This is a genomic window from Pseudoduganella aquatica, from assembly GCF_009857595.1.
Lineage (GTDB): Bacteria > Pseudomonadota > Gammaproteobacteria > Burkholderiales > Burkholderiaceae_D > Rugamonas > Rugamonas aquatica_A.
Genome location: NZ_WWCU01000002.1, coordinates 355,597 through 376,786, shown reverse-complemented (window position 1 = coordinate 376,786; position 21,190 = coordinate 355,597). Strand labels below are relative to the sequence as shown.

At 66.9% G+C, this 21,190-nt stretch carries 26 protein-coding genes; 20 read left to right on the top strand and 6 right to left on the bottom strand.

Annotated elements, in window-relative coordinates:
- The 8 genes from GTP77_RS03560 to GTP77_RS03525 all read left to right on the top strand — a co-directional run.
- The coding region (locus GTP77_RS03560; RefSeq protein ID WP_161070775.1) for a flagellar hook-length control protein FliK at positions 1–546 on the top strand (546 nt) is incomplete at its 5' end.
- 7 nt (positions 547–553) lie between these two features.
- A complete protein-coding gene (locus GTP77_RS03555) occupies positions 554–1,021 on the top strand; it encodes a flagellar basal body-associated FliL family protein (RefSeq protein WP_161070774.1) in 468 nt (155 codons plus the stop codon).
- Positions 1,022–1,061: 40 nt separating this feature from the next.
- The gene (locus tag GTP77_RS03550; protein ID WP_161070773.1) at positions 1,062–1,805 is read left to right on the top strand and encodes a FliA/WhiG family RNA polymerase sigma factor; all 744 of its coding nucleotides are present in this window, start codon (positions 1,062–1,064) and stop codon (positions 1,803–1,805) included.
- Positions 1,806–1,834: 29 nt separating this feature from the next.
- Positions 1,835–2,752 (top strand): flagellar motor stator protein MotA, encoded by a 918-nt coding sequence (motA, locus tag GTP77_RS03545; RefSeq protein WP_161070772.1) that lies wholly within the window; start codon positions 1,835–1,837, stop codon positions 2,750–2,752.
- Positions 2,736–3,728: a flagellar motor protein MotB gene (locus tag GTP77_RS03540; RefSeq protein WP_161070771.1), complete on the top strand. Its 993-nt coding sequence runs from the start codon at positions 2,736–2,738 to the stop codon at positions 3,726–3,728. The genes motA and GTP77_RS03540 overlap by 17 nt, the downstream gene beginning before the upstream one ends.
- Before the next feature lie 66 nt (positions 3,729–3,794).
- Positions 3,795–4,070, top strand: coding sequence for a flagellar biosynthesis anti-sigma factor FlgM (flgM, locus tag GTP77_RS03535; RefSeq protein WP_161070770.1), 276 nt, complete (start codon positions 3,795–3,797; stop codon positions 4,068–4,070).
- 2 nt (positions 4,071–4,072) lie between these two features.
- On the top strand, positions 4,073–4,528 hold the full coding sequence (gene flgN, locus GTP77_RS03530; protein WP_161070803.1) for a flagellar export chaperone FlgN: 456 nt from the start codon (positions 4,073–4,075) through the stop codon (positions 4,526–4,528).
- Positions 4,515–5,300, top strand: a complete 786-nt coding sequence (locus tag GTP77_RS03525) for a glycoside hydrolase family 73 protein (RefSeq protein WP_161070769.1) — start codon at positions 4,515–4,517, stop codon at positions 5,298–5,300. Before flgN ends, GTP77_RS03525 begins: the two co-directional genes overlap by 14 nt.
- On the opposite strand, the gene flgA is transcribed toward GTP77_RS03525, so the two are convergent.
- Positions 5,285–5,968 carry a flagellar basal body P-ring formation chaperone FlgA gene (flgA, locus tag GTP77_RS03520; RefSeq protein WP_228893133.1) on the bottom strand — a complete coding sequence of 228 codons (684 nt, stop codon included), beginning with the start codon at positions 5,966–5,968 and terminating at the stop codon, positions 5,285–5,287. The genes GTP77_RS03525 and flgA overlap by 16 nt on opposite strands.
- Positions 5,969–6,108: 140 nt before the next feature.
- Between flgA and flgB the strand changes: the two genes are divergently transcribed.
- The 12 genes from flgB (at position 6,109) to GTP77_RS03460 (ending at position 16,135) form a co-directional block, all read left to right on the top strand.
- Positions 6,109–6,471, top strand: coding sequence for a flagellar basal body rod protein FlgB (gene flgB, locus GTP77_RS03515; RefSeq protein ID WP_161070767.1), 363 nt, complete (start codon positions 6,109–6,111; stop codon positions 6,469–6,471).
- A 33-nt stretch (positions 6,472–6,504) separates the two neighbouring features.
- Complete coding sequence (gene flgC / locus GTP77_RS03510) at positions 6,505–6,921, top strand: flagellar basal body rod protein FlgC (protein ID WP_161070766.1); 417 nt, start codon at positions 6,505–6,507, stop codon at positions 6,919–6,921.
- 3 nt (positions 6,922–6,924) lie between these two features.
- Positions 6,925–7,593 carry a flagellar hook capping FlgD N-terminal domain-containing protein gene (locus GTP77_RS03505; RefSeq protein WP_161070765.1) on the top strand — a complete coding sequence of 223 codons (669 nt, stop codon included), beginning with the start codon at positions 6,925–6,927 and terminating at the stop codon, positions 7,591–7,593.
- 70 nt (positions 7,594–7,663) lie between these two features.
- On the top strand, positions 7,664–8,899 hold the full coding sequence (locus GTP77_RS03500) for a flagellar hook-basal body complex protein (RefSeq protein ID WP_161070764.1): 1,236 nt from the start codon (positions 7,664–7,666) through the stop codon (positions 8,897–8,899).
- Between the two features lie 20 nt (positions 8,900–8,919).
- Complete coding sequence (gene flgF, locus GTP77_RS03495) at positions 8,920–9,645, top strand: flagellar basal-body rod protein FlgF (protein ID WP_161070763.1); 726 nt, start codon at positions 8,920–8,922, stop codon at positions 9,643–9,645.
- A 34-nt stretch (positions 9,646–9,679) separates the two neighbouring features.
- Positions 9,680–10,471 carry a flagellar basal-body rod protein FlgG gene (gene flgG / locus GTP77_RS03490; protein WP_187358593.1) on the top strand — a complete coding sequence of 264 codons (792 nt, stop codon included), beginning with the start codon at positions 9,680–9,682 and terminating at the stop codon, positions 10,469–10,471.
- Positions 10,471–11,133 (top strand): flagellar basal body L-ring protein FlgH, encoded by a 663-nt coding sequence (gene flgH / locus GTP77_RS03485; protein WP_161070762.1) that lies wholly within the window; start codon positions 10,471–10,473, stop codon positions 11,131–11,133. The genes flgG and flgH overlap by 1 nt, the downstream gene beginning before the upstream one ends.
- A gap of 9 nt (positions 11,134–11,142) precedes the next feature.
- Positions 11,143–12,273 (top strand): flagellar basal body P-ring protein FlgI, encoded by a 1,131-nt coding sequence (locus tag GTP77_RS03480; protein WP_161070761.1) that lies wholly within the window; start codon positions 11,143–11,145, stop codon positions 12,271–12,273.
- Between the two features lie 13 nt (positions 12,274–12,286).
- On the top strand, positions 12,287–12,709 hold the full coding sequence (locus GTP77_RS03475) for a rod-binding protein (RefSeq protein WP_161070760.1): 423 nt from the start codon (positions 12,287–12,289) through the stop codon (positions 12,707–12,709).
- 96 nt (positions 12,710–12,805) lie between these two features.
- Entirely contained in the window at positions 12,806–14,176 is a 1,371-nt protein-coding gene (gene flgK / locus GTP77_RS03470; protein WP_161070759.1) for a flagellar hook-associated protein FlgK, read from the top strand.
- A 10-nt stretch (positions 14,177–14,186) separates the two neighbouring features.
- On the top strand, positions 14,187–15,101 hold the full coding sequence (gene flgL, locus GTP77_RS03465; RefSeq protein WP_161070758.1) for a flagellar hook-associated protein FlgL: 915 nt from the start codon (positions 14,187–14,189) through the stop codon (positions 15,099–15,101).
- Positions 15,102–15,106: 5 nt separating this feature from the next.
- Positions 15,107–16,135, top strand: coding sequence for a hypothetical protein (locus GTP77_RS03460; RefSeq protein ID WP_161070757.1), 1,029 nt, complete (start codon positions 15,107–15,109; stop codon positions 16,133–16,135).
- Positions 16,136–16,145: 10 nt separating this feature from the next.
- On the opposite strand, the gene GTP77_RS03455 is transcribed toward GTP77_RS03460, so the two are convergent.
- From GTP77_RS03455 to GTP77_RS03435, 5 genes are all read right to left on the bottom strand, one after another.
- Positions 16,146–18,359: a putative bifunctional diguanylate cyclase/phosphodiesterase gene (locus GTP77_RS03455; protein WP_161070756.1), complete on the bottom strand. Its 2,214-nt coding sequence runs from the start codon at positions 18,357–18,359 to the stop codon at positions 16,146–16,148.
- Positions 18,360–18,434: 75 nt separating this feature from the next.
- Positions 18,435–19,103, bottom strand: coding sequence for an amino acid ABC transporter permease (locus GTP77_RS03450; protein WP_161070755.1), 669 nt, complete (start codon positions 19,101–19,103; stop codon positions 18,435–18,437).
- Positions 19,104–19,106: 3 nt separating this feature from the next.
- A complete protein-coding gene (locus GTP77_RS03445; RefSeq protein ID WP_161070754.1) occupies positions 19,107–19,901 on the bottom strand; it encodes a transporter substrate-binding domain-containing protein in 795 nt (264 codons plus the stop codon).
- A gap of 22 nt (positions 19,902–19,923) precedes the next feature.
- Positions 19,924–20,349, bottom strand: a complete 426-nt coding sequence (locus GTP77_RS03440) for a hypothetical protein (protein ID WP_161070753.1) — start codon at positions 20,347–20,349, stop codon at positions 19,924–19,926.
- Positions 20,350–20,432: 83 nt separating this feature from the next.
- Entirely contained in the window at positions 20,433–21,161 is a 729-nt protein-coding gene (locus GTP77_RS03435) for a YcbK family protein (RefSeq protein WP_187358592.1), read from the bottom strand.
- Positions 21,162–21,190 lie beyond the last annotated feature (29 nt).

Below are 21,190 nucleotides of genomic sequence, written 5' to 3'. Positions count from 1 at the left end.
GGCGGCGGCAGCGCAGGCGGCAATCCGGGCAGCAGCGCCGGCGGCGGTTTCGGCGCCATCCACCAGCTCAACGCGGCGGCGGCAGCGGCCCAGCCCGCCGGCGGCGACGCCGTGCGCCTGGCCGGCAACCCGGACCAGTGGCAACAGCCGCTGCGCGACGCCCTGGGCGACCGCCTGCAGCTGACGCTGCAACGCAATAACGACCACGCGGTGATCCGCCTGGAGCCGCCGAACATGGGCACCGTCGAGATCTCGATCCGCCACAGCGCCGGCGCGCTGCAGGTGAACTTGTCCGCCAACAACAGCGAAGTGCTGCGCCAGCTCAACACCATAGGCGACAGCGTGCGCCAGGACTTGTCGCAGCGCAGCCTCGGCGATGTGGCCGTCACCGTGTCGGCCTCGCCGCGCGGGGGCAGCCAGTCGCTGGCCGACGGCGGCTCCGGCCGCCAGCAGGGGCAGAACCAGGAACAGCGCGGCCCCGGCCGCGCCCTGGGCGACGACGAGGCTGCCGCCCCCACCTTTGCCATGACGACCGAACGGGAGTAAGGAATAGATGAATAAAAAACTGGTGATAGCGATGGTGGGCGTGCTGCTGCTGGGCGGCGGCGTGGCCGGCGGCGCAGTGTGGTACATGGGCAAGCAGGCCGCCACCGGCGGCGAAGGCAAGGCCGTCAAGCACGAGGAGCCGAAGGCCGAGACCGAACCACCGAAATATATCACCGTGGAAAAGGTGATCGTCATGCTGAAACGCAGCGAAGGCGAAGTGGTAACGCACTATCTGTCGGCCGACCTGGTGGTGGCCACCACGGCCAAGCAGGAGAAGGAATGCAAGGAACATCTGCCGCTGTTGCGCAGCGTGGCCGTCAAGGCGCTGTCCGGGCTGCCGATGTCGAAAGCGGCGACCATGTCGATCGACCAGTTCGCCGACGAGTTGAACAAGGCATTCGACGAGACCTACGCCAAGGACAAGCGCGAGCGCCCGTTCTCGGAAGTGATGATCGGGAAACTGATCCTCGAGTAGGCGTGGCTGGCATCGGTTGGCCGTAACAAGTGGGGCGGGCATGGCATATATAGAGCAATACGCAGACAGCTACGCCGAGAGCTATGGCGCGGCGGGCAGCACGCCCGCCGCGCACAGCGTGGCCGACGAGCAGAAATACCTGCTGTCGTATGCGCCGCTGGTCAAGCGCATCGTGCGCCAGCTCAATTCGCAGATCGCCGGCGCCATCGACCGCGACGACATGGAGCAGATTGGGCTGATGGGGCTGCTTGAGGCGCTGCGCCGCTACGGCGTGCCGGACGGCGCCTTCGGCAGCTACGCCAGCCTGCGCATCCGCGGCGCCATCCTCGACGAGCTGCGCCGCCAGGACTGGCGCCCGCGCGCGGTGCGCCAGCACAGCCACAAGCTGCGCGACGCGGTGCGCGAGCTGACACGCAAGCTGGGCCGCGAGCCGGACGAGCGCGAAATCATCGACGGCCTGGGCATCAGCGCCGAGGACTACCAGGCCTACCAGCTCGACGAAAGCGCCGAGATGATGGCCAGCTTCGACGAAGTGCTGCAGGACACCGTCAGCCCCGGCGGCGACAGCGCGCCCAGCCCGGAAGACCAGCTGGTGATGCGGCGCTCGTTGGCCCAGGCGCTGGGCGGCCTGGACGAGCGCGAACAGCGCGTGGTGCAGATGTATTACGAATTCGAACTGAGCTACAAAGAAATTGCCGCCGTGCTGGACCTGACCGACGCCCGCGTCTGCCAGCTCAACAAGGCGGCCCTGAATAAAATGAAAGCGGTGCTGCAAAGCGCCTGATAGACCATGACGCGGAAAGGCGTGACATCATGCAGCAAATAATCGGTATTTTGATCGTCCTCGGCAGTGTGTTCGGGGGCTTCTTCATGATGGGCGGCAGCTTCCACCAGATCTGGCAGCCAATCGAGCTCATCGTGATCGCCGGCGCCGGCCTGGGCGCGCTCGTGATCGGCAATCCGACCCACGTGCTGAAGGAAATGGGCACCCAGCTGAAGAAGATCATCACCCGCAAGAAGTACGACTCCGAGTTCCAGCGCCAGTTGCTGCTGCTCATGTACGAACTGCTGCAGCTGGCCGCCGGCGGCCTGAAGGCACTGGACGCCCACGTCGAGGCGCCCAAGGACAGCCCGCTGTTCCAGCGCTACCCGCTGGTGCTGGAAGAGCCGAAACTGCTGGCTTTCATTGTCGACAACTTCCGCCTGATGGCGATGGGCAAGATCAACGCGCACGAGCTGGAAGGCGTGCTGGAGCAGGAACTGGAAGCCATCCACGAAGAGCTGAACCAGCCGGCCAAGTCCATCGGCAAGATCGGCGAAGCCATGCCGGGCTTCGGCATTCTGGCCGCCGTGCTGGGCATCGTGATCACCATGAGCACCGTGTCCGAAGGCGCGACCTCGGGCGAGATCGCGGAACACGTGGGCGCGGCCATGGTCGGCACCTTTATCGGTATTTTCCTGTGCTACGGCCTGCTCGACCCCATCGCCAACGTGATGAAGCAGCTGGTCAACCAGGAAGGCTCCAACAAGGAATGCGTGAAAGTGGTGCTGGTCACCCACGTGGCCGGCAAGCCGGCGCTGCTGGCGATCGACGCCGGGCGCCGCCTGGTGGCGCTGAACGTCAAGCCGAGTTTCGCCCAGCTCGAGCGCTGGATCAACGAGCTGGAAGGCCGCGACAGCGAGCCTGAGTCCGGATCGCGCCGTGGAGGTGGCCGTGCAAAAGCCGCATGAGAAACATGAAGCCACCATCGTCAAGCGCGGCGGCGGCAAGCATGCGCATGACGACCACGGCGGCGCCTGGAAGGTCGCTTTCGCCGACTTCTGCCTGGCGCTGATGTGCTTGTTCCTGGTGCTGTGGCTGATGGCGGCGCGCAACACCGAGAGCCTGCAGCACATCCTGACCGAGGCCGACGGCAACAAGACCGACCAGGGCAAGGGCGTGATGCCCGAGCAGGTGGGCGGCCCGCGCGGCAGCCTGATCGAGCGCTTCCCCATGCCGCGCAGCGGCAAGAACGACTCGCCCGGCCAGGCCCTGGCCAGCGGCGAGAACGCCTCCGAGGTGCCGGACAAGGTCAGCTATGAAACCCCGGGCGAGCTGCACAAGCTGGCCAAGGCGCTGGCCAAGCTGAGCGCGGAAACCGGCCTGGCGGCCAACCTGGAATCGGTGATCACCCCCTACGGCCTGCGCGTGATGCTGCACGACACCGACAAGCAGGGCATGTTCGTGCGCGGCTCGGCCGTGCCGACCGACCGCTTCGCCAATCTGCTGAAAAGCATGGGCCCGCTGTTCGAACGCATGGAGAACCAGATGCTGGTGGTGGGCCACACCGATTCCGTCCAGTACAGCGACACCGGCTATTTCGCCTATTCGAACTGGACGCTGTCGTCCAACCGCGCCATGGCGGCGCGCTCCATGCTGCTCTCGGGCGGCATGCGCAAGGACAGCGTGCTGCAGGTGGTGGGCATGGCCGACCGCGCGCCCATCGACACCCAGAAGGCCGACGCCGGCGTGAACCGCCGCATCGAACTGCTGATTTTGACCTCGGCCCAGGCCAAGGCGGTGTCGTCGATGTTTGGCATGCCCGGCAGCAAGAACATGATGGAAGGCGAAGTCGACACCGCGCTGCCGGATGCCGAGTCGCTGCAGAAGCTGCGCAACAAGCTGGGGCCGGAAGGCAAATACGGGACCGGGCGAAATGGGAACTGAACATTTACTTCGCGTCGCGGCGTAAGGCGGGTTACTATGCAAACTTCCAAGACCAGGGGTCAACGTATGAGAATTTCGACTGGCGGCGTGGACGGCGTGGCCGTGCAGCGGGTGGCCGAGAGCGCGCCGGCCGACGGCGCGCACGCTCCCGCCCGGGCGCCCGCCGCGCCCGAATTGCAATCGGCCGTGCTGCAGCCGGCGCTGGCCGCGCTGAAAGCCATGCCCGAGGTGGACCACGAACGCGTGGCCGAGCTGCGCGACGCGCTGGCCAGGGGCGAGCTGCCCTTCGACCCGGACAAGCTGGCCGGCCTGATCCAGCGCTTCCACGGGAGCGACAAGTGAGTATGGCCCCGAGTGCCGCCGTGAATGCGGCAGCCCCCTCGACGCGCCAGCAAGCCATGCAGCTGCTGCTCGACGGCGTCGCCCAGGACATGGCGGCCTACGCGGAGCTGCACGGCTGGCTGGAACAGCAATTCGACGCGGCCGTGCGCCACCAGCGCGCCCGCCTGGAGGAAATCGCCGCCACGGTGTCGGCCCTGGTCGACGCCATGGACGCGCGCCGCGCCCAGCGCGTGCAGTGCGCGGTGCAGCTGCTCGGCTCCGAGCCGTCGATGGAGCGGGTGTTCGCCCTGCTCAAGCCCGAACCGCGCGCCCGCCTGGAGCAGCAATGGCAGCAGCTGGAACTGCGCGTGCTCGAATGCAAGCGCCTGGGCAAGCGCAACAGCGAATTGCTTGTGAATCAATACACCATCATGCAGCGCGTGCTGCATGGCGAGGACCAGCTCTATGAGCCGGCCTGACATGCTGCGCCCCACGCAGGCCACCGCCGCCACGGCGGCCACCGCCAGCAATATGCGCCCCACGGCCAGCCTGTCCACCCCGGGCGGTTTCAGTGCCGGCGGCTTGAGCGCGGGCGGTTTCAGCGCCGCCTTCCGCCAGGTGCAGGGCGACGTGGCCGCCACCATCCAGGGCGGCTGGAGCGCTTCCGCCGGCAGCCAGGACGGCGCCCTGCCCTCGCAGGCGCTGAGCACGGCCGCCGCCGCGCTGCGCGCCCGCGCGGCCGGCGCCATCGACACCCTGGACAGCGGCGCGAACCACGGCAACACCACGGCGGACCAGCAGGAGTTTCTCGCCAGCATACAGCCGTGGGCGGCCGACGCCGCCAAGCGCCTGGGCGTGGCGCCGGAACTGGTGGCCGCGCACGCGGCGCTGGAATCGGGCTGGGGCCAGCATCCCGTGGGCAACAGCAACAATCTGTTCGGCATCAAGGCCGGCGGACAATGGCAGGGCGCAGTCGCTTCCGCCACCACCACCGAGTACGAACAGGGCGTGGCCCTGAAGAAGGTCGAGCGCTTCCGCAGCTATCCCGACCAGGCCGCCGCCTTCGACGACTACGCCAGCACGCTGCTGGCCAACCCGCGCTACCAGCAGGCGCTCAACACCGGCAGCGACGCGCGCGCCTTCGCCAGCGCCCTGGCGCGCGGCGGCTACGCCACCGATCCCGGCTATGCCGACAAGCTCAGCAAGCTAGCCGGCAAAGTCCAGCAGATGAAAAATCATTTGGGTGACTGAATGGACACGGGCAAATCGGCGGGTTCCACCATTCCAGCGCCCGTCACCCGCGCCTTGATCACATTGCCGTTGTTGTTGCGCACCCGTATCAGCGCGCCGCGCGCGCCAGGGTCCAGCGCCTCGCCCGCCATGCTGACCTCGATCTGCTCGTTGCGCGCCACGATGCGCACCGCCTCGCCGCGCTTGACCAGCAGCTGCGCCGTCAGCATGTTCTGGCGCAGCAGCTCGCCGCTGCGCAGCGACCGGCGCGCCGACATGCCTTCCAGCAGCGCCAGGTCGGACACGGCGTCCGGCACCAGGCTGATGTCGCGCCGCTCCAGCGCCACGTCCGCCGCCTCCACGGCCCGGCCGCTGGGCACCTCGGCCGCCATCACCGCCACCCGCGCCGTGATCTTGGCGCGCACCACGAACTCGTATTTCCATCCCCCCTCGCCCGGGCAACTGGCCACGAGGCGCAGCCGCGTGGCCTGGCGCGCGTCCAGCACCCCCACCGCCACCGGGCTGGGACAGGCCGGCAGCGGCCGGCTGGTGCGCACCGCCGCCACCTCGAACTCCGCTTCGGCCAGGCCGCTGGCGTCGGCCTGGCGCAGCAGGGCCTCGCGCGCCGTTTGTTCCACCAGCGCCACAGTCTGCTCGGGCGTGACGGCCGCTTCGCCAGAAATTGGCACGGCAATCGCCAACGCGGCAATAAACGGATGTAAAATGGGATTGTTGAACATGGGCAATACCTTTACTATGTGGGCTGCGGCGCGCGCTTGCGTCCGGTCGCCATTTTACATGGGCAACGTATCTATGACAGGAGGGAATAATGGGCATTAATTTCAAAGACGCACTTGGCCTGCATGGCGATGCGCTCCATTTGCGTGCCGAACGCACGCGCATCCTGGCATCGAATATTGCCAATGAGAACACGCCGGGCTACCAGGCCCAGGACATGGATTTCGCCGCCACGCTGGCCCAGACCCAGGCCCTGCAAACCGGCGAGCCGGAACTCGATGCGGACGGCAACGCGCTCTACCGCGTGCCCTACCACCCCACCCGCGACGGGAACACCGTCGAGATCGGCGTCGAACAGGCGGCCTTCTCGCAGAACGCGAGCGACTTCCAGACCAGCTTGACCTTCATTAATATGAAGCTCAAGGGGCTGGCCAAAGCGATCAATGGTCAATAAACCGGTCAACCACCCGGCCAACAGGGCATCCCCATGAGCTTCAAAGACATTTCCCAGATCGCCGGTTCGGCGATGGCGGCGCAGACGGTGCGCCTCAATACCGTGGCCAGCAACCTGGCCAACGCGGACTCGGTGTCCGGCAATGAAAACCAGACCTACCGCGCGCGCAAGCCGGTGTTCGCGGCCGTGATGAACGAAGGCGCCAACGCCGACAACGGCGGCCGCGTGCAGGTGCTGGACGTGGTCGAGAGCAGCGAGCCGCTGCGCAAGGTCTACGAGCCGGGCAATCCGCTGGCCAATGCCGAGGGCATGGTGTACTACCCCAACGTCAACCAGGTGGCCGAGATGACCGACATGATGTCGGCCTCGCGCGCCTTTGAAACCAACGTGGAAGTGCTGGGTCGCATCCGCTCCATGCAGCAGTCGCTGCTCAAACTCGGTGAAGGTTAAGCCATGCAAACTAATTTCTTCTCCAATACCCCGGCCACCCAGACCGCCGGTTCCAATCCGCTGGCCAACGGCAGCGAAACGTCCACCATGTTCACCAAACTGCTGGTGGCCCAGATCCAGAACCAGGACCCGCTGTCGCCCAGCGATCCCAGCCAGTTTATCAGCCAGCTGACCCAGCTGTCGCAGACCGAAGCGCTGCAGAACGTGGGCAACCTCACCAGCGCCAACGCCAGCATCCTGCAAAGCATGCAGGTGCTCGCGCTGGGCGCGCAAGTGGGCTCGGACGTGCAGGTGGCGTCCACCTCGGTGGAGCTGGACAGCACCAAGGTCAAGGGCGAGATCACGCTGGCGGCCAGCAGCAACAAGACCACCCTGGTGCTGACCGGCCTGGATGGCAAGGAACACAAGATCGAACTGGGCGCGCAGTCCAGCGGCGCGGTGCCCTTCGCGCTCGACCCGCAAGCCCTGGGCCTGCCGGCAGGCAACTACAAGATGCGCGTGGAAACGAGCAGCAAGGAAGACGCGTCGATCGACCTGATCGGCCGCCTGAACAGCGTGCGCCTTGGTTCCGGCGGCGCGGTGGTGCTCAACGTGGCCAACGTCGGCGAGACCTCGCCGGCTTACATCACCGCCTTCAACGGCAAGGCCGGCAGCACCGTCGCCAGCAACTGAACCACCGCTTTAAAACATTTGTTCATCTAGCAAGCAAGTACAACTCAGTACACCACGAAAGGTATCCGCCATGAGTTTCGATATCGCACTGTCCGGCATCCAGGCAATTAACCAGCAACTGGGCACCATCTCCAACAACATCGCCAATGCGGGTACCTATGGTTTCAAGGCCAGCCGCGCCAACTTCGCCTCGCAGTACGCGGGCGACCAGGCGACCGGCGTGCAAATCGGCTCGGTGACCCAGTCGATCGGCAAGAACGGCGGCGTGGTCAACACCGGCATCGGCCTGGACGCCGCCATCAACGGCCGCGGCTTCTTCGTCACCAAGGACATCCAGGGCCAGAACAACTACACCCGCGTCGGCATTTTCCACGCCAGCACCGAGGGCTACCTGGTTGATGCGTCCGACCGCCGCGTGCAGGGCTTCTCCATCACCCCGCCGTCGACCACCCTCGGCCCCATGGGCGACCTGCAGGTGCCGACCGGCCAGATTCCGGCCGTGGCCAGCGAGAACCTGAAATACGTCAGCAACCTGTCGGCCGACTGGAAAACCATCGACCCGGCGGTGAACCCCTTCGCGCCGCCGACGACCACCCCGACCGTGACCTCGCCGGCGCCGGAGTCCTACAATATGTCGCGCGTGTCCGTGGTGTACGACTCGCAGGGCAACCAGCACACGATGACGCAGTACTTCATCAAGACCGCCACCAACAACGTGCATGTGACCTACGCCATGGACGGCAACGGCATGGACCCGGCGCTGGACATCGACCTGCCGTTCGACGCCAAGGGCGCGATCGACGCTGCGGCGCTGCCCGACCCCAAGCACGCGCTGACCTACGATCCGGCCAATGGCGCGGCGGTCATCAACCTGACCATCGACTACACCGGCACCACCCAGTTCGCCGGCGAAGCGACCACCTCGACCAACAAGGCCGACGGCTACGCCTCGGGTACCTTTATCGGCGTCGAGCTGGCCAAGGACGGCTCGCTGGTGGCCAAGTACAGCAACGACCAGCGCCAGTCCGTCGGCAAGCTGACCGTGGCCACCTTCCCCGACGAGGGCTCGCTGACCCCGGTCAGCGACACCAGCTGGCTGGCCTCGAACGACTCCGGCACGCCGCTGTTCGGCACCCCGGGCAACGGCATGGCCGGCGCGCTGAGCGTGGCTTCGCTGGAGCAGTCCAACGTGGACGTGACCACCGAACTGGTCGGCCTGATGACCTCGCAGCGCAACTACCAGGCCAACTCCAAGGTCATCCAGACCGAGAGCGCCATGCTGCAGTCGCTGATGCAAGCACTGTAAGCGCCGGCCGGGACTGACACATGGACGCACTGATCTACACCGCCATGAGCGGCGCCGAACGGGCGCTGCGCGGGCAACAGGTCCACGCCAACAACCTGGCGAATATGGACACCACCGGCTTCCGCGCCAACCTGGAGCTGTCGACCTCGCGCCCGCTGAGCGGCTACGGCTACGACGACCGCCACATGGCCGACATGCAGGCCAACGCCGTCACCACCCGCAGCGGCACGATGAAGTCGACCGGCCGCGAGCTGGACGTGGCCATCGCCGGCGACGGCTTCTTCACCGTGCAAGGCCCCACCGGCGAGGGCTACACCCGCGCCGGCGCCATTACGCTGGACGCCGACGGCGCCATGACGGTGGGCGGCATGCCCATCCTGGGCGAAGGCGGCCCGATCACGCTGCCCATCCATACCAAGGTGCAGATCGGCCAGGACGGCACGGTGTCCATCCTGACGCCGGGCACGGCCCAGCTGCAGGTGGTCGACAAGCTCAAGCTGGTGAAAGCCGAAGCGTCCGAACTGACCAAGAACGAAGCGGGCCTGCTGGTGGCGCGCGACGGCCAGCCGCTGGCCGCCGACGAGACCGTCAAGGTCAGCTCCGGCCACCTGGAAGGCAGCAATGTGTCGGCGGTCGAGGAAATGGTCGCCACCATGAGCTTGAACCGTACGTTTGAAATGCAGATGAAGCTGTTCAAAGCCAGCGACAGCATGGCTGAAGCCGGCAACCGCCTGATCGGCGGCTGAGCCCACCCAACGACAGGACTATCAAGGAGTTATCATGAATCCAGCAATGTGGATCAGCAAGACCGGTGTGCAGGCGCAGGACGCCAAGCTGCAAACCATCGCCAACAACCTGGCCAACGCCAACACCGTCGGCTTCAAGCGCGACCGCGTCGCCTTCCAGGACCTGTTCTACTCGATCGAGCAGCAGCCGGGCGCCCAGCGCGCCGGCAACAACACGCTGGCGCCGTCCGGCGTGCAGCTGGGCAACGGCGTGCAGCTGGTGGGCACGCAGAAGATCTTCACCAACGGCAATATCCAGAACACCACCAACGCGCTCGACGTGGCCATCAACGGCAACGGCTTCTTCCAGGTGCGCCGCCCGGACGGCGAACCGGCCTACACCCGCGCCGGCCAGCTGCAGCCCGACCAGAACGGCATCCTGGTCAACAGCGCCGGCCTGCCGCTGGTGCCGCAGATCACCATTCCGGCCAACGCCACCGCCATCACCATCGCGGAAAACGGCGTGGTCTCGGCCACCGTGGCCGGCACCGCCGCCCCCACCGTGCTGGGCCAGCTGACCCTGACCTCGTTTATCAACCCGACCGGCCTGCAGGCCCTGGGCGAGAACCTGTTTGCCGAAACCGCCGCCTCCGGCGCGCCGACCGAAGGCAATCCAGGCACCGACCAGTTCGGCAAGCTGAAGCAGGGCGCGCTGGAAGGCTCCAACGTGCAGGTGGTGGAAGAAATGGTGGACATGATCGCCGCCCAGCGCACCTACGAGATGAACACCAAGGTGCTGACCGCCGCCGACAATATGCTGCAGTACCTGTCGCAGGCGGCACGCTGATGAAAACCGCCCTGCCCGTCCTGGCCGCGCTGCTGCTGGGCGGCTGCGCCGCCATCCAGCCGCCGGCCGTTCGGCCGGGGCCGTTCGACGAGGCGCCCACCATGGCGCGCTCGGCCGCCCCGCGCGGCACCTCCGGCGGCGTGTACGCCGCCGACTCCGGCGTCTCGCTGACCTCGGACAGCCGCGCCTTCCGCGTCGGCGACGTGGTCACCGTGCTGCTGGAAGAGACCACCCAGGCCTCGAAGAGCGCCGGCACCTCCTTCAAGAAGGACTCCGGCGTCAGCGTGGCCGCGCCCAGCCTGCTGGGCAAGGTGCGCCCCAAGGCCGGCATCGACCTGAACGCCGGCCGCACCTTCCAGGGCGACGCCACCAGCACCCAGCAGAATGCGCTGTCCGGCGCCATCACCGTGATCGTGCAGGAAGTCATGCCGAACGGCCTGCTGCGCCTGGCCGGCGAAAAAATGCTGACCTTGAACCAGGGCGAAGAATTCGTGCGCCTGCGCGGCTATGTGCGCGCGGCCGACATCGACGCCGACAACCGCGTGTCCTCGCTGCGCATCGCCAACGCGCGCATCGCCTATTCCGGCCAGGGCACCCTGGCCGACGCCAACTCCCCGGGCTGGCTGACGCGTTTCTTCAGCAGTCCCTACATGCCGTTCTAAGGTAGCACCATGCGCCGCACCTCCTTCCGCACCTCGCTCTTCTCCGCCGCCCTCGCCTGCACCGCGCTGCTGGGCGTGCTGTCCGCCCAGCCGGCCCAGGCCGCGCAGACGCTGCGCAACCTGGTCAGCATCGAGGGCGTGCGCGACAACCCGCTGGTGGGCTACGGCCTGGTGGTGGGCCTGAACGGCAGCGGCGACTCGACCCAGGTCAAGTTCTCCAGCCAGTCCGTGATCAATATGCTCAAGCAGTTCGGCGTGAAAGTGCCGGACGGCACCGACGCGAAAAGCAAGAACGTGGCCACCGTCATGGTCAGCGCCGTGTTTCCGCCGGGCTACCGGCGCGGCCAGGCCATCGACATCACCGTGTCCTCGCTGGGCGACGCCAAGAGCCTGCGCGGCGGCGCCCTGCTGCTGACCCCGCTGCGCGCGGCCGACAACGAGGTCTACGCGCTGGCCCAGGGCAATGTGGTGGTGGGCGGCCTGTCCGCCGCCGGCAAGAGCGGCTCGTCGGTGACGGTGAACACGCCCACCTCGGGCCGGATTCCGAACGGCGCCACCATCGAGCGCGAAATCGCCAGCGACTTCGCCACCAAGCCCACCGTGCGCCTGTCGCTGCGCCACCCGCATTTCCAGACCGCCACCAATATCGTGGAGTCCATCAACAAGAAATTCGGCGACATCGCCAGCACCACCGACGCCACCAGCGTGGACGTGGTGGCGCCCGAGAATCCGACCCAGCGCGTGGCCTTCATGGCCAAGCTGGAAACCCTGCCCATCGAAGTGGGCGACGAGAACCCGAAAGTGGTGTTCAACTCGCGCACCGGCACCGTGGTGATCGCCGAGGGCCTGCGCGTGCGCGCCGCCGCCGTCACCCACGGCTCGCTGAAGGTGGTGATCTCGGAATCGTCCAAGGTCAGCCAGCCGAACGCCTTCGGCCAGGGCAGCACCCAGGTCACGCCGCAGTCCAACGTCAGCGTGGACCAGGGCTCGGGCCAGATGTTCAAGTGGCCGGCCGGCGCCAAGCTGCAAACCATTATCGACACCGTCAACTCGCTGGGCGCCTCGCCGGACGACATCATGGCCATCCTGCAGGCGCTGGACCAGGCCGGCGCCATCGAAGGCGAACTGGTCGTCATCTAATAGAAAGCACGCCATGGACCGCTTCGCCCCCATCCTCCCGCGCCAGTTCAGCATAGGCCGGTCCGACCAGCCCGCGCTGGCGCCGGTGGCCAACGCCGCCGCCGCCGAGGCCGACGCCGATCCGGCCGCCGCCCACTACCGCGCCAAGGCCACCGAGGCGGCCGTCAAGTTCGAGTCCTTCTTTATCGGCGACATGCTGCACCGCATGCGCAGCTCCACCGAGGCGCTCAAGGACGAGGAACACAAGGACAGCATCAACCGCGACATGCTGGACATGGCCGACAACCTGGTGGCCGACCAGATGGCCGGCCAGCGCGCCTTCGGCGTGGCCGACGCCATCCTGCGCCAGCTGCTGCCGGCCGCACCGGCTCCCGCCCACCAGCCCGGCGTCCCCATGCCGCTGGCGCCTGTAGCAAATACTGGCAAAAATATTTAATCCCACATGAAAAGTGGTCGCCTTTATCAGTTAACGGACCAGTGATGATGCTTTAAAGCAACTGGTCCAAGCCTACACCAGGAAAGACCAGCACCAATGAGCATACTCAGCAACGCGCTGTCCGGTTCGATCGCCGCCCAAACGGCCCTCAACACCACCAGCCAAAACATTGCCAACTTGCAGACGAAGGGCTACACCCGCCAGGGCGTGCTCCTCAATGCCATGGCGCCCGGCCTCGGCTCGAAACAGGCCGGCGAAGGCGTGCAAGTGGGCGGTTTGCTGCGTTTCTCCGACTCCTACAAGAACCAGCAGATGTGGCGCGCGGCCTCCGACCTGGGCGCGCACAGCCAGACCCAGCCCTACCTGTCGCAGCTCGAACGCGTGATGGGCGACGACAAGTCCGGCCTGAGCAACGGCGTGGACGAGTTCTTCAAGGCCCTCAACGCGGCCGGCGTGGACCCGACCTCGACCCCGCTGCGCCAGCAGGTGGTGACGGCGGCCAACTCCATGTCGCAGCACTTCAACAGCATCTACAACGTGACGGCCAACCAGCGCCTGTCCGTGCGCCAGCAGCGCGACGCCCTGCTGCCGTCGATGAACCAGACCCTGGCCAATATCGCTCGCCTGAATGAAGGCATCGCGGGCGCGGCCGCCGGCGGCACCAACACCTCGGCCCTGGTCGACGAGCGCGACATGGCGATCGACCAGCTGGCCTCCATGGTGTCGATCGAAGTGATCGACCAGCCGGACGGCTCGCGCAGCGTCTCCATGCGCACCGGCCAGCCGCTGGTGGTGGGCAACCTGGCCAGCACCGTGTCCCTGGTCAGCACCGCCGGCGACCCGGTGCTCACGCTGAAATTCGGCAATTCGCAGTTCCAGCTGGACGACACCAAGGTGGGCGGCCAGATGGGCGGCCTGGCCGACTACGACAAAAACATCCTGCAGCCGCTGCAGCAGTCGATCAAGGACCTGGCCGAGCAGATGGCCGACAAGGTCAACACCCAGTTGCGCGCCGGCTTCGACACGGCCGGCAACCCGGGCAAGGACCTGTTCTCCTTCAACGCCGCCAGCACCACCGGCATGCTGCAGATCGACCCGGCCTTCCAGGCCTCCGACCTGGCCTTCTCGGCCGACGGCACGCCGGGCGACAGCGCCAACCTGCAGCAGCTCATCACCATCAAGAACCAGCCCGTCACGCTGACCTCCATCGGCTCCGTGCTGGTGGGCGACGCCGACACCCAGCTGGTGGGCAAGCTGGGCATCGACAGCCAGCAAAACCAGGCGCTGCTGAAAACCGCCACCACCATCCGCCAGCAGTCCGAGGATGACTGGAAATCGACCAGCGGCGTGAACCAGGACGAGGAAGCGATCAACCTGGTGGAGTTCCAGAATATGTACCAGGCCAACATGAAAGTGCTGGCAGTGGCCAACAACCTGTTCGACGCCACCTTGGCGATGTTCAACTAAGAGGGCCGCCATGCGTATCGCCACTTCCCAGACCCAAGCCGTGATGAACCGCTCGCTGTCCTACAACCAGGACGCGGTGAACCGCCTGACCGCGCAAATGGCCTCGGGCGCGCGCATCCAGGTGCCGTCCGACGATCCGGTGTCGAATGTGCGCATTTCGCGCCTGAACCGCGAAGAAGCCATCATCGGCCAGTACACCGCCAATATCGACGCGGTGCAGATCCGCCTGCAAAAGAACGAGACCTATCTGACCAGCGTGGTCGGCGACGTCAACCAGGTGCGCGACCTGATGGTGTGGGCGCTGGACGGCGGCAGCACCACGCCGGACGACTTGCAGTCCATGGTCACCTCGCTGCAGTCGCTGCGCGAAAGTATGCTCTACAGCGCCAACGTCAAGGACCAGGAAGGCAAATACATTTTCTCGGGCACCCTCACCACCACGCCGGCCATCAGCTTCGACGCCAGCGCGGCGCCGGGCGCGCGCTACAGCTACGCCGGCAACAACGGCAAGCAGGAAGTCGTGGTCGGCAACGGCATCGCGCAGACCGCCAACGTGGATGTGCAGGGCCTGGAAACCTTTCTGAACCAGATCGACTCCGTGCTCGATGGCCTGACCGTGCCGGGCGTGTCGCCCAACGATCCCACCATGCGCGCCCTGCTGCAAGGCGCGCTGGACGGCTCGGACGACACCATGACGCTGGTGTCGAGCAAGATCGCGGCCTTCGGCGGCTCGCAGAACATCCTGGCCACGCTGAAGGACAACCACAGCAACGTCAGCCTGTCGAACCAGATGGCGCTGACCGATATCGGCAAGCTCGACTACGGTGTCGCCGCGACCGAGCTAAACGGTTACAATATTGCATTACAATCCACTTACAAGGCCTATGCCAAGGTAAGCAACCTGTCCCTGTTTAACGTACTGTAATCCGCATGCAAATCGCTCCGCGCCCCAGTTCCAGCGGCCTCGCCGCCGGCAATACCAGTTCCACCAGCAAGGTCGACGAGACCACGCTGGCGGCGCCGGTAGGCGCGCCTGCGCCCGGCGCCAGCGCCGCCGCCCCGGCGCCGCGCCGCGGCGTGAGCAACTGGGACCAGCCTTTGCAGAGCGATATTTCCGGCGCCCAGCAGGCGGTGGACTTCCTGGAGCAGAGCGCGGCGCAGCTGCGCATGCTGAAGGCCGAACTGAGCGCCAAGCTGGCCAGCCGCGCCGGCCGCGACGGCCAGGTGGAGGCGCGCGTGCGCCAGTTCAGCGACACCTGGCGCAACCGCCAGGATGCGTCGGGGGGGACCTTGGACAGCCAGCTCGGTTACAACTCCAGCCAGTCCATGCAGCGCTTCAAGGTGCGCGGCATGAATATGGCCAATCTGCGCAGTGGCGCGCGTGAAACGCTGGCCATCGCGGTCGGCGGCGGCGCGGCCGGCCTGCGCTCGGTGGCGCTGGAACCAGGGCTGTCGGACGAGGAAATCCTGCAGCGCTTCAACCAGGCGCTGGTGCCGGTCAATATCAGCGTGGGCATGGGCGACAACGGCGATCTGGAATTCGCCGTGCCGGAATCGGCCTGGGCCAATGTGCGCGACACCATGGCCATCCAGGGCGGCGGCATCCGCTTCCCCACCGGCCAGCTGCACCGCGTGCGCACCGAACCGGAAGCGCCGGCCATCGCGCCGGAAACCTGGAGCACCAGCGACGCCGACGCCATCCGCCAGACCCTGAGCCAGGTGATCCAGGCGCTGAACCACGTGGAAGCGGCGCTGGCCAAGGTCAACCTGGCCCTGAGCGACGCCAGCGCGCGCGCCGTGTCGGCCATGCCGCAGGTGAGCGCGGCCGGCATGGACCAGGCGGCGCAGAACTTCGTGGTGGCGGCCAACGAACCCAGCTACGCTTCCCTGCTGAGCCTGACCTCGGCGCTGACCGGCATCAACCGCGAACGCGTGATGGCGCTGCTGGGCCTGCGCTAGGCGCCCTTCCTTACTTCCCTATCAGCGGCACGCCGCTGCGCGCCAGCGCCAGCAGCTCGTCCGGCGCCAGCGCGTGCGCAAACACGTAGCCCTGCGCATAGTCGCAGCCGGCCTGCACCAGCAGCGCCTGCTGCGCCGCCGTCTCCACGCCTTCGGCCACCACCGTCAGCCCCAGCTTGTGCGCCATCACCACGATGGCCTCGCACAGCGCCAGGTCGCCCGAATCGCCCGCCATGTCCTGCACGAAGACCCGGTCCAGCTTGAGGAAGTCGATGTCGAAGGTCTTCAGGTGGGACAGCGAAGCGTAGCCGGTGCCGAAGTCGTCCAGCGCCACCTGCAAGCCCATTTCGCGGTAGCTGCGCAGGCGCTGCAGCACTTCGGCCGCGCCGTCCAGCAGGATGCCCTCGGTCACGTCGATGACGATGCTGCGCGGCGCCAGGTCCAGCCTGGCCACGTACTCGAGCCAGCCCTGGCACCAGGCCGGGTCGCCCCGGAACTGCACCGGCGACTGGTTCACGCTGATCTGGAAGGGGCGCCCCAGCGCGCTCTGGAACTGCTTGGCCTGGTCGGCCGCGCGCCGGAACACCCAGTCGCCGATTTCCACGATCAGGCCGCTGTGCTCGGCGTGTTCGATAAACTCGCCCGGATGCAGCACGCCGCGCTGCGGGTGGCGCCAGCGCAGCAGCGCCTCGGCGCGCTCGATCACGCCGCTGGCCAGGTTGACGATGGGCTGGTAGGCCAGTTCGAACTCGCCGGCCGCCAGCGCGCTGCGCAGGTCGGCCACCAGGCGCTGGCGGTGCTGCGCGGCCAGCTGCAGGTCCTGGGTGAAATAGTGGTAGCGGCTGCGGCCGGCCTTCTTGGCCGCGTACATGGCCTGGTCGGCGTGCCGCAGCAGCTCCTCGGGCGTGGCCGCGTCGGCCGGATAGCAGGCGATGCCGATGCTGGCCGACACCTCGCCCTGCTCGCCGCCCAGCGCGAACGGCCGCGCCAGCGCCGCCACGATATTCTGCGCCACGCGCTCGGCGCTGGCGACCTGCTCCAGCCCGGCCAGGATCACCGTGAACTCGTCGCCGCCCAGGCGCGCCAGCGTGTCCGAGGCGCGCACGCAGTCCGAAATGCGGGCCGCCGCCTGCACCAGCAGCGCGTCGCCCTGCTCGTGGCCCAGCGTGTCGTTGACCTGCTTGAACTGGTCCAGGTCGATGAACAGCAGCGCCAGTATCAGCCCTTCGCGCTTGGCCTTCTTCATTTCCTGGCCCAGCCTGTCCTGGAACATATGCCGGTTGGGCAAGGCCGTGAGCGCGTCGAAATTGGCCTGGTGCCAGATCAGATCGGACGAGGCCTTGCTGGCGCTGATGTCGGTCACCAGCGCCAGCGCGCCCAGGTAGACGCCCCTGGCGTCGAAGATGGGGTTGGTGACCAGCGTGGTCCACAACGCGCTGCCGTCGCGCCGGATGAATTTGAATTCGTGCCGTTCGCTGGCGGCGCCCTGCTGGCGCTGCGCGATATTGCGCTCCAGGATGGCGCGGCCTTCGTCGTCCATGAACGCCACCAGCGGCTGCTCGACGATGTCCTCGATGGGATAGCCCAGCATGCTGGCCATCTTGGGATTGACAAAGGAGGTGCAGGACTGCGCATCGATCTCCCAGATGCCTTCCTGCGCGCTGTGCACGATGCGGCGGAAGCGCTCCTCGCTGCGTTCCAGCGCGGCCAGCTTGCCCTCGGCCAGTTCCAGCACGAGGCGGAAGGCCTGGCCGCTGCCGTCCGCGCTGGCCCGCAGCGTCACCGGATAGCCCTGCTCGCCGGCGCGTCCGCGCGTCATCTGCAGGTCGCAGCGCTGCGGCGTGCTCGAGTTGAGCGCGCCCTGCACAAAGGCGTCGAAGTCGGCCAGGAAGCGCGGGGCCACGTAGTCGCGGAATTTGGCGCGGCCGGGATTGCTGCGCTGCAGGCCCAGCAGGTCGGCGCCCACCAGGTTCATCTGCAGCAAGGTGGTGTCGAAGGCCAGCACGAAATAGCCCACCGGGGCCAGCAGGTAGATGTCGTTGAAGTAGCCCTGCTCCTGCTCGTAGCGCAGGCGCTCCGGGCTGAACGCCAGGCGGTCCTCGCCATCCGTGCCCGCGCCGGACAGCGCGGCGTCGTGCACGCGCACGCTGGCCAGGCCGCCAAAAACAGGCCCAAGGACCGGCGGAGCGGCTTCGGCTGGGGGAGCGTGCGTGTCCTTATCCATGTAGCCTAGACTAACATGGCGCTTTGGCAATGTCGAGCCAGCCGGCCCCGCAATCGAGGGCGCTACGCCACAAGCCTAGCGCGCGTGCGCGCGGTTCAGGTGGCGCTCGGCGCGGCGCTGCAGCGTTTCGAACCCCAGGCTCAGCACCCAGTAGATGGCGGCGGCGGCCAGGTACAGCGGCAGCGGCTGGAAGGTGGTGGCGATCAGCTCCTTGGTGGTGAGCATCAGCTCGGTCATGGTGATCACGGACACCAGCGAGGTGTCCTTGATCAGGCTGATCAGGGTGTTGCTCATGGACGGCACCGCCACCCGCAGCGCCTGCGGCAGCACCACGTGGCGCAGGGTCTGCCAGTAGCCCAGGCCCAGGCTGTAGCTGGCCCACCACTGGCCGCGCGCCACGCTCTGGATGGCGCCGCGCAGGCTCTCCGACAGATAGGCGCCCGCGTTCAGGCTCAGCGCCAGGATGCCGGCCGTGACCGGGGTGAATTCTATGCCCACGCTGGGCAAGCCGTAATAGATGACGAACATCTGCACCAGCAGCGGCGTGCCGCGCATGACGCTGACATACAGCCCGGCCGGCCAGGCCAGCAGCTTCCACGGCAGGATGCGCGCCACGGCCGTGGGGAAGCCCAGCAGCACGCCGCCCAGCATGGACGCCACCGCATACACCAGCGTATAGCCGGCGCCGGTCAGCATCACCGGGGCGGCCTCCCTGAATAAGTCCTGCAGCTCCGGCAGCCCCATCGCTTAAGGCGCCTTGCTCACGTCCACGCCGAACCATTTCACCGAAATGGCCTTCAGGCTGCCGTCGGCGGCGGCGTCGGCCAGGGCCTTGTCCACCGCCGCCTTGAACTGCGGATTGCCCTTCTTGAAGGCGGCCGCCACTTTCTCGACCTTGCCCACTTTGGCGCCGGCCTTGATCGGCAGGTCCGAGGCCTTCAGCAGATAGGCCGTCATCAGGCTGTCGTTCAGCGCCGCGTCCACCCGGCCCACGGCCAGGTCGCGCAGGTTTTCCGGCGCGGCCGGATAGCTGCGCACCTCGATGCCCGGCACCGCCTTGGCCTGCTGCTCATACACGCTGCCCTGGCCCACGCCCACGCGCTTGCCCTTCAGGTCGGCCAAGGTGGCGTATTGCGCCTTCTCGTCCTTGCGCACCACCAGCTGCGGCATCGAATACTCGTAGGGCACGGAGAAATCAAAGGCCTGCTCGCGCTTGGGGTTCACCGTCACCTGGGATACGATCACGTCGTACTTGCCGGCCTGCAGTCCGGCCAGGATGCTGGCCCACTCGGAGGTGACGAATTCGGTCTTCACGCCCAGCTTGCCGGCGATCAGCCGCGCCACGTCCACGTCGAAGCCGGCCAGCTCGCCGGTCTTCTGGTCTTTGTAGTTGAACGGCGGATAAGTGCCTTCCAGCGCCACCTTGATGGCGCCGCGCGCCTTGACGGTCTCGAGCAGGTCGGCCGCGTGCGCGCCGGCCATGGCGCCCGCCAGCATCAGGCCGGCGGCGGCGAGTTTCAAAGAAAATCGGGAAGTGCGCATGCTTATCCTTATTATCAGTTTTTTAGTAGCGGCGGCGCTGGCCGCGTCCGAAATGATGTCCCGCCACCAAGGTGGAGGTGGCGATCAGGCTGCTCAGGCCCATAATCAGCTGCACCAGCTTGTCGTCCGGCAGTACCCACATGGCGCCCTGCGGCGGCTCGGCCTGCGCCACGGCCGCGATCAGCGGCGCGACCCAGTCCGCCTCGGCGTCCACGTCGAGGATGATGGCGCCGTCGGCGCTGGTCTGCATATGGATGGTGCCGCCCTCGGCCAGCGTGAAGCACACGCCATAGCCGGTTTCATGCGGCGCGATGTGTTCCTTGAGCGCGAGGTTGTGCTCTTCTATCCACAGCTCGACGTCGGCCGGGCTCTCGAGCGCGCTCCAGGGCACCGGGCGGAAGCGCGGTTTGGCCGCGCCGTTGTTCTCTGCGTCTACTGCGTCCTGCATGGATTTCCTGTCGGTAAAACTATACGAATCCGGCAGTGTAACCCGGCGCGCGGGATTAGTCATGCTGCGGCCATACAAGCCCGTCAGCCTTTCCAGGTGCGCTTCAGGCCGGTGTCCGCGTGGATCCAGCCGCCCTGCGGCGTGTTGCGGTAGTAATAGCCCACGCCGCCCTGGCGGAAGCTGCGCACCAGCCCGCCCAGCACCTCGGCGTTCAGATTGGGGATGCGGATATCGGCCGCCTTGCCCTGGATATGCAGCGACTGCCGCGCGGCGGGCACGCCCTGCTCGATCAGGCGCTTGTTGGAATCCGGCGTGCGGTAGCCGGACAGGATCTCCACCGGGCTCTCGATGCCGTAGCGCGCCACGAAAGCCTGCGTGCCCCACAGCGTTTCCAGCAGCTTGGGATCGATGGGCGCGGTCTGCTTGCCGTTCACGTCGCGCAGCAGATGGCACAGCTCCTGGTAGGCCGCGTCGATCACCTCGCCGTCCTTCCAGTACAGCAGGCGGGCCTTCTCGCCGCTGGCGGGCCGCGTCACGGTGAGCGTGCGCGGCTTGAGCCAGAATTCCATGTCCAGCAGCTGCGCGTCGAAGATGTCGGGCGGCGGCTCCAGCTCGGTTTGCAATGCGGGCTGGACCTGGGCCGGGGCCGGTGCCACTGCCGAAGCCGTCTGCACCGCAGGACGGACGGCGGCGGGCTTGGCTTTCGCCACCGCCTTGGCCGGCGCTGACGCGCATCCCAGCAGCGGCACGCCGATGAAACTGGCGGCGGTCAGCCCAAATCCTGTCTGTAAGATATCCCTGCGAGTAACCATAGCAATTCCAGTGTAACGATATTGATTAC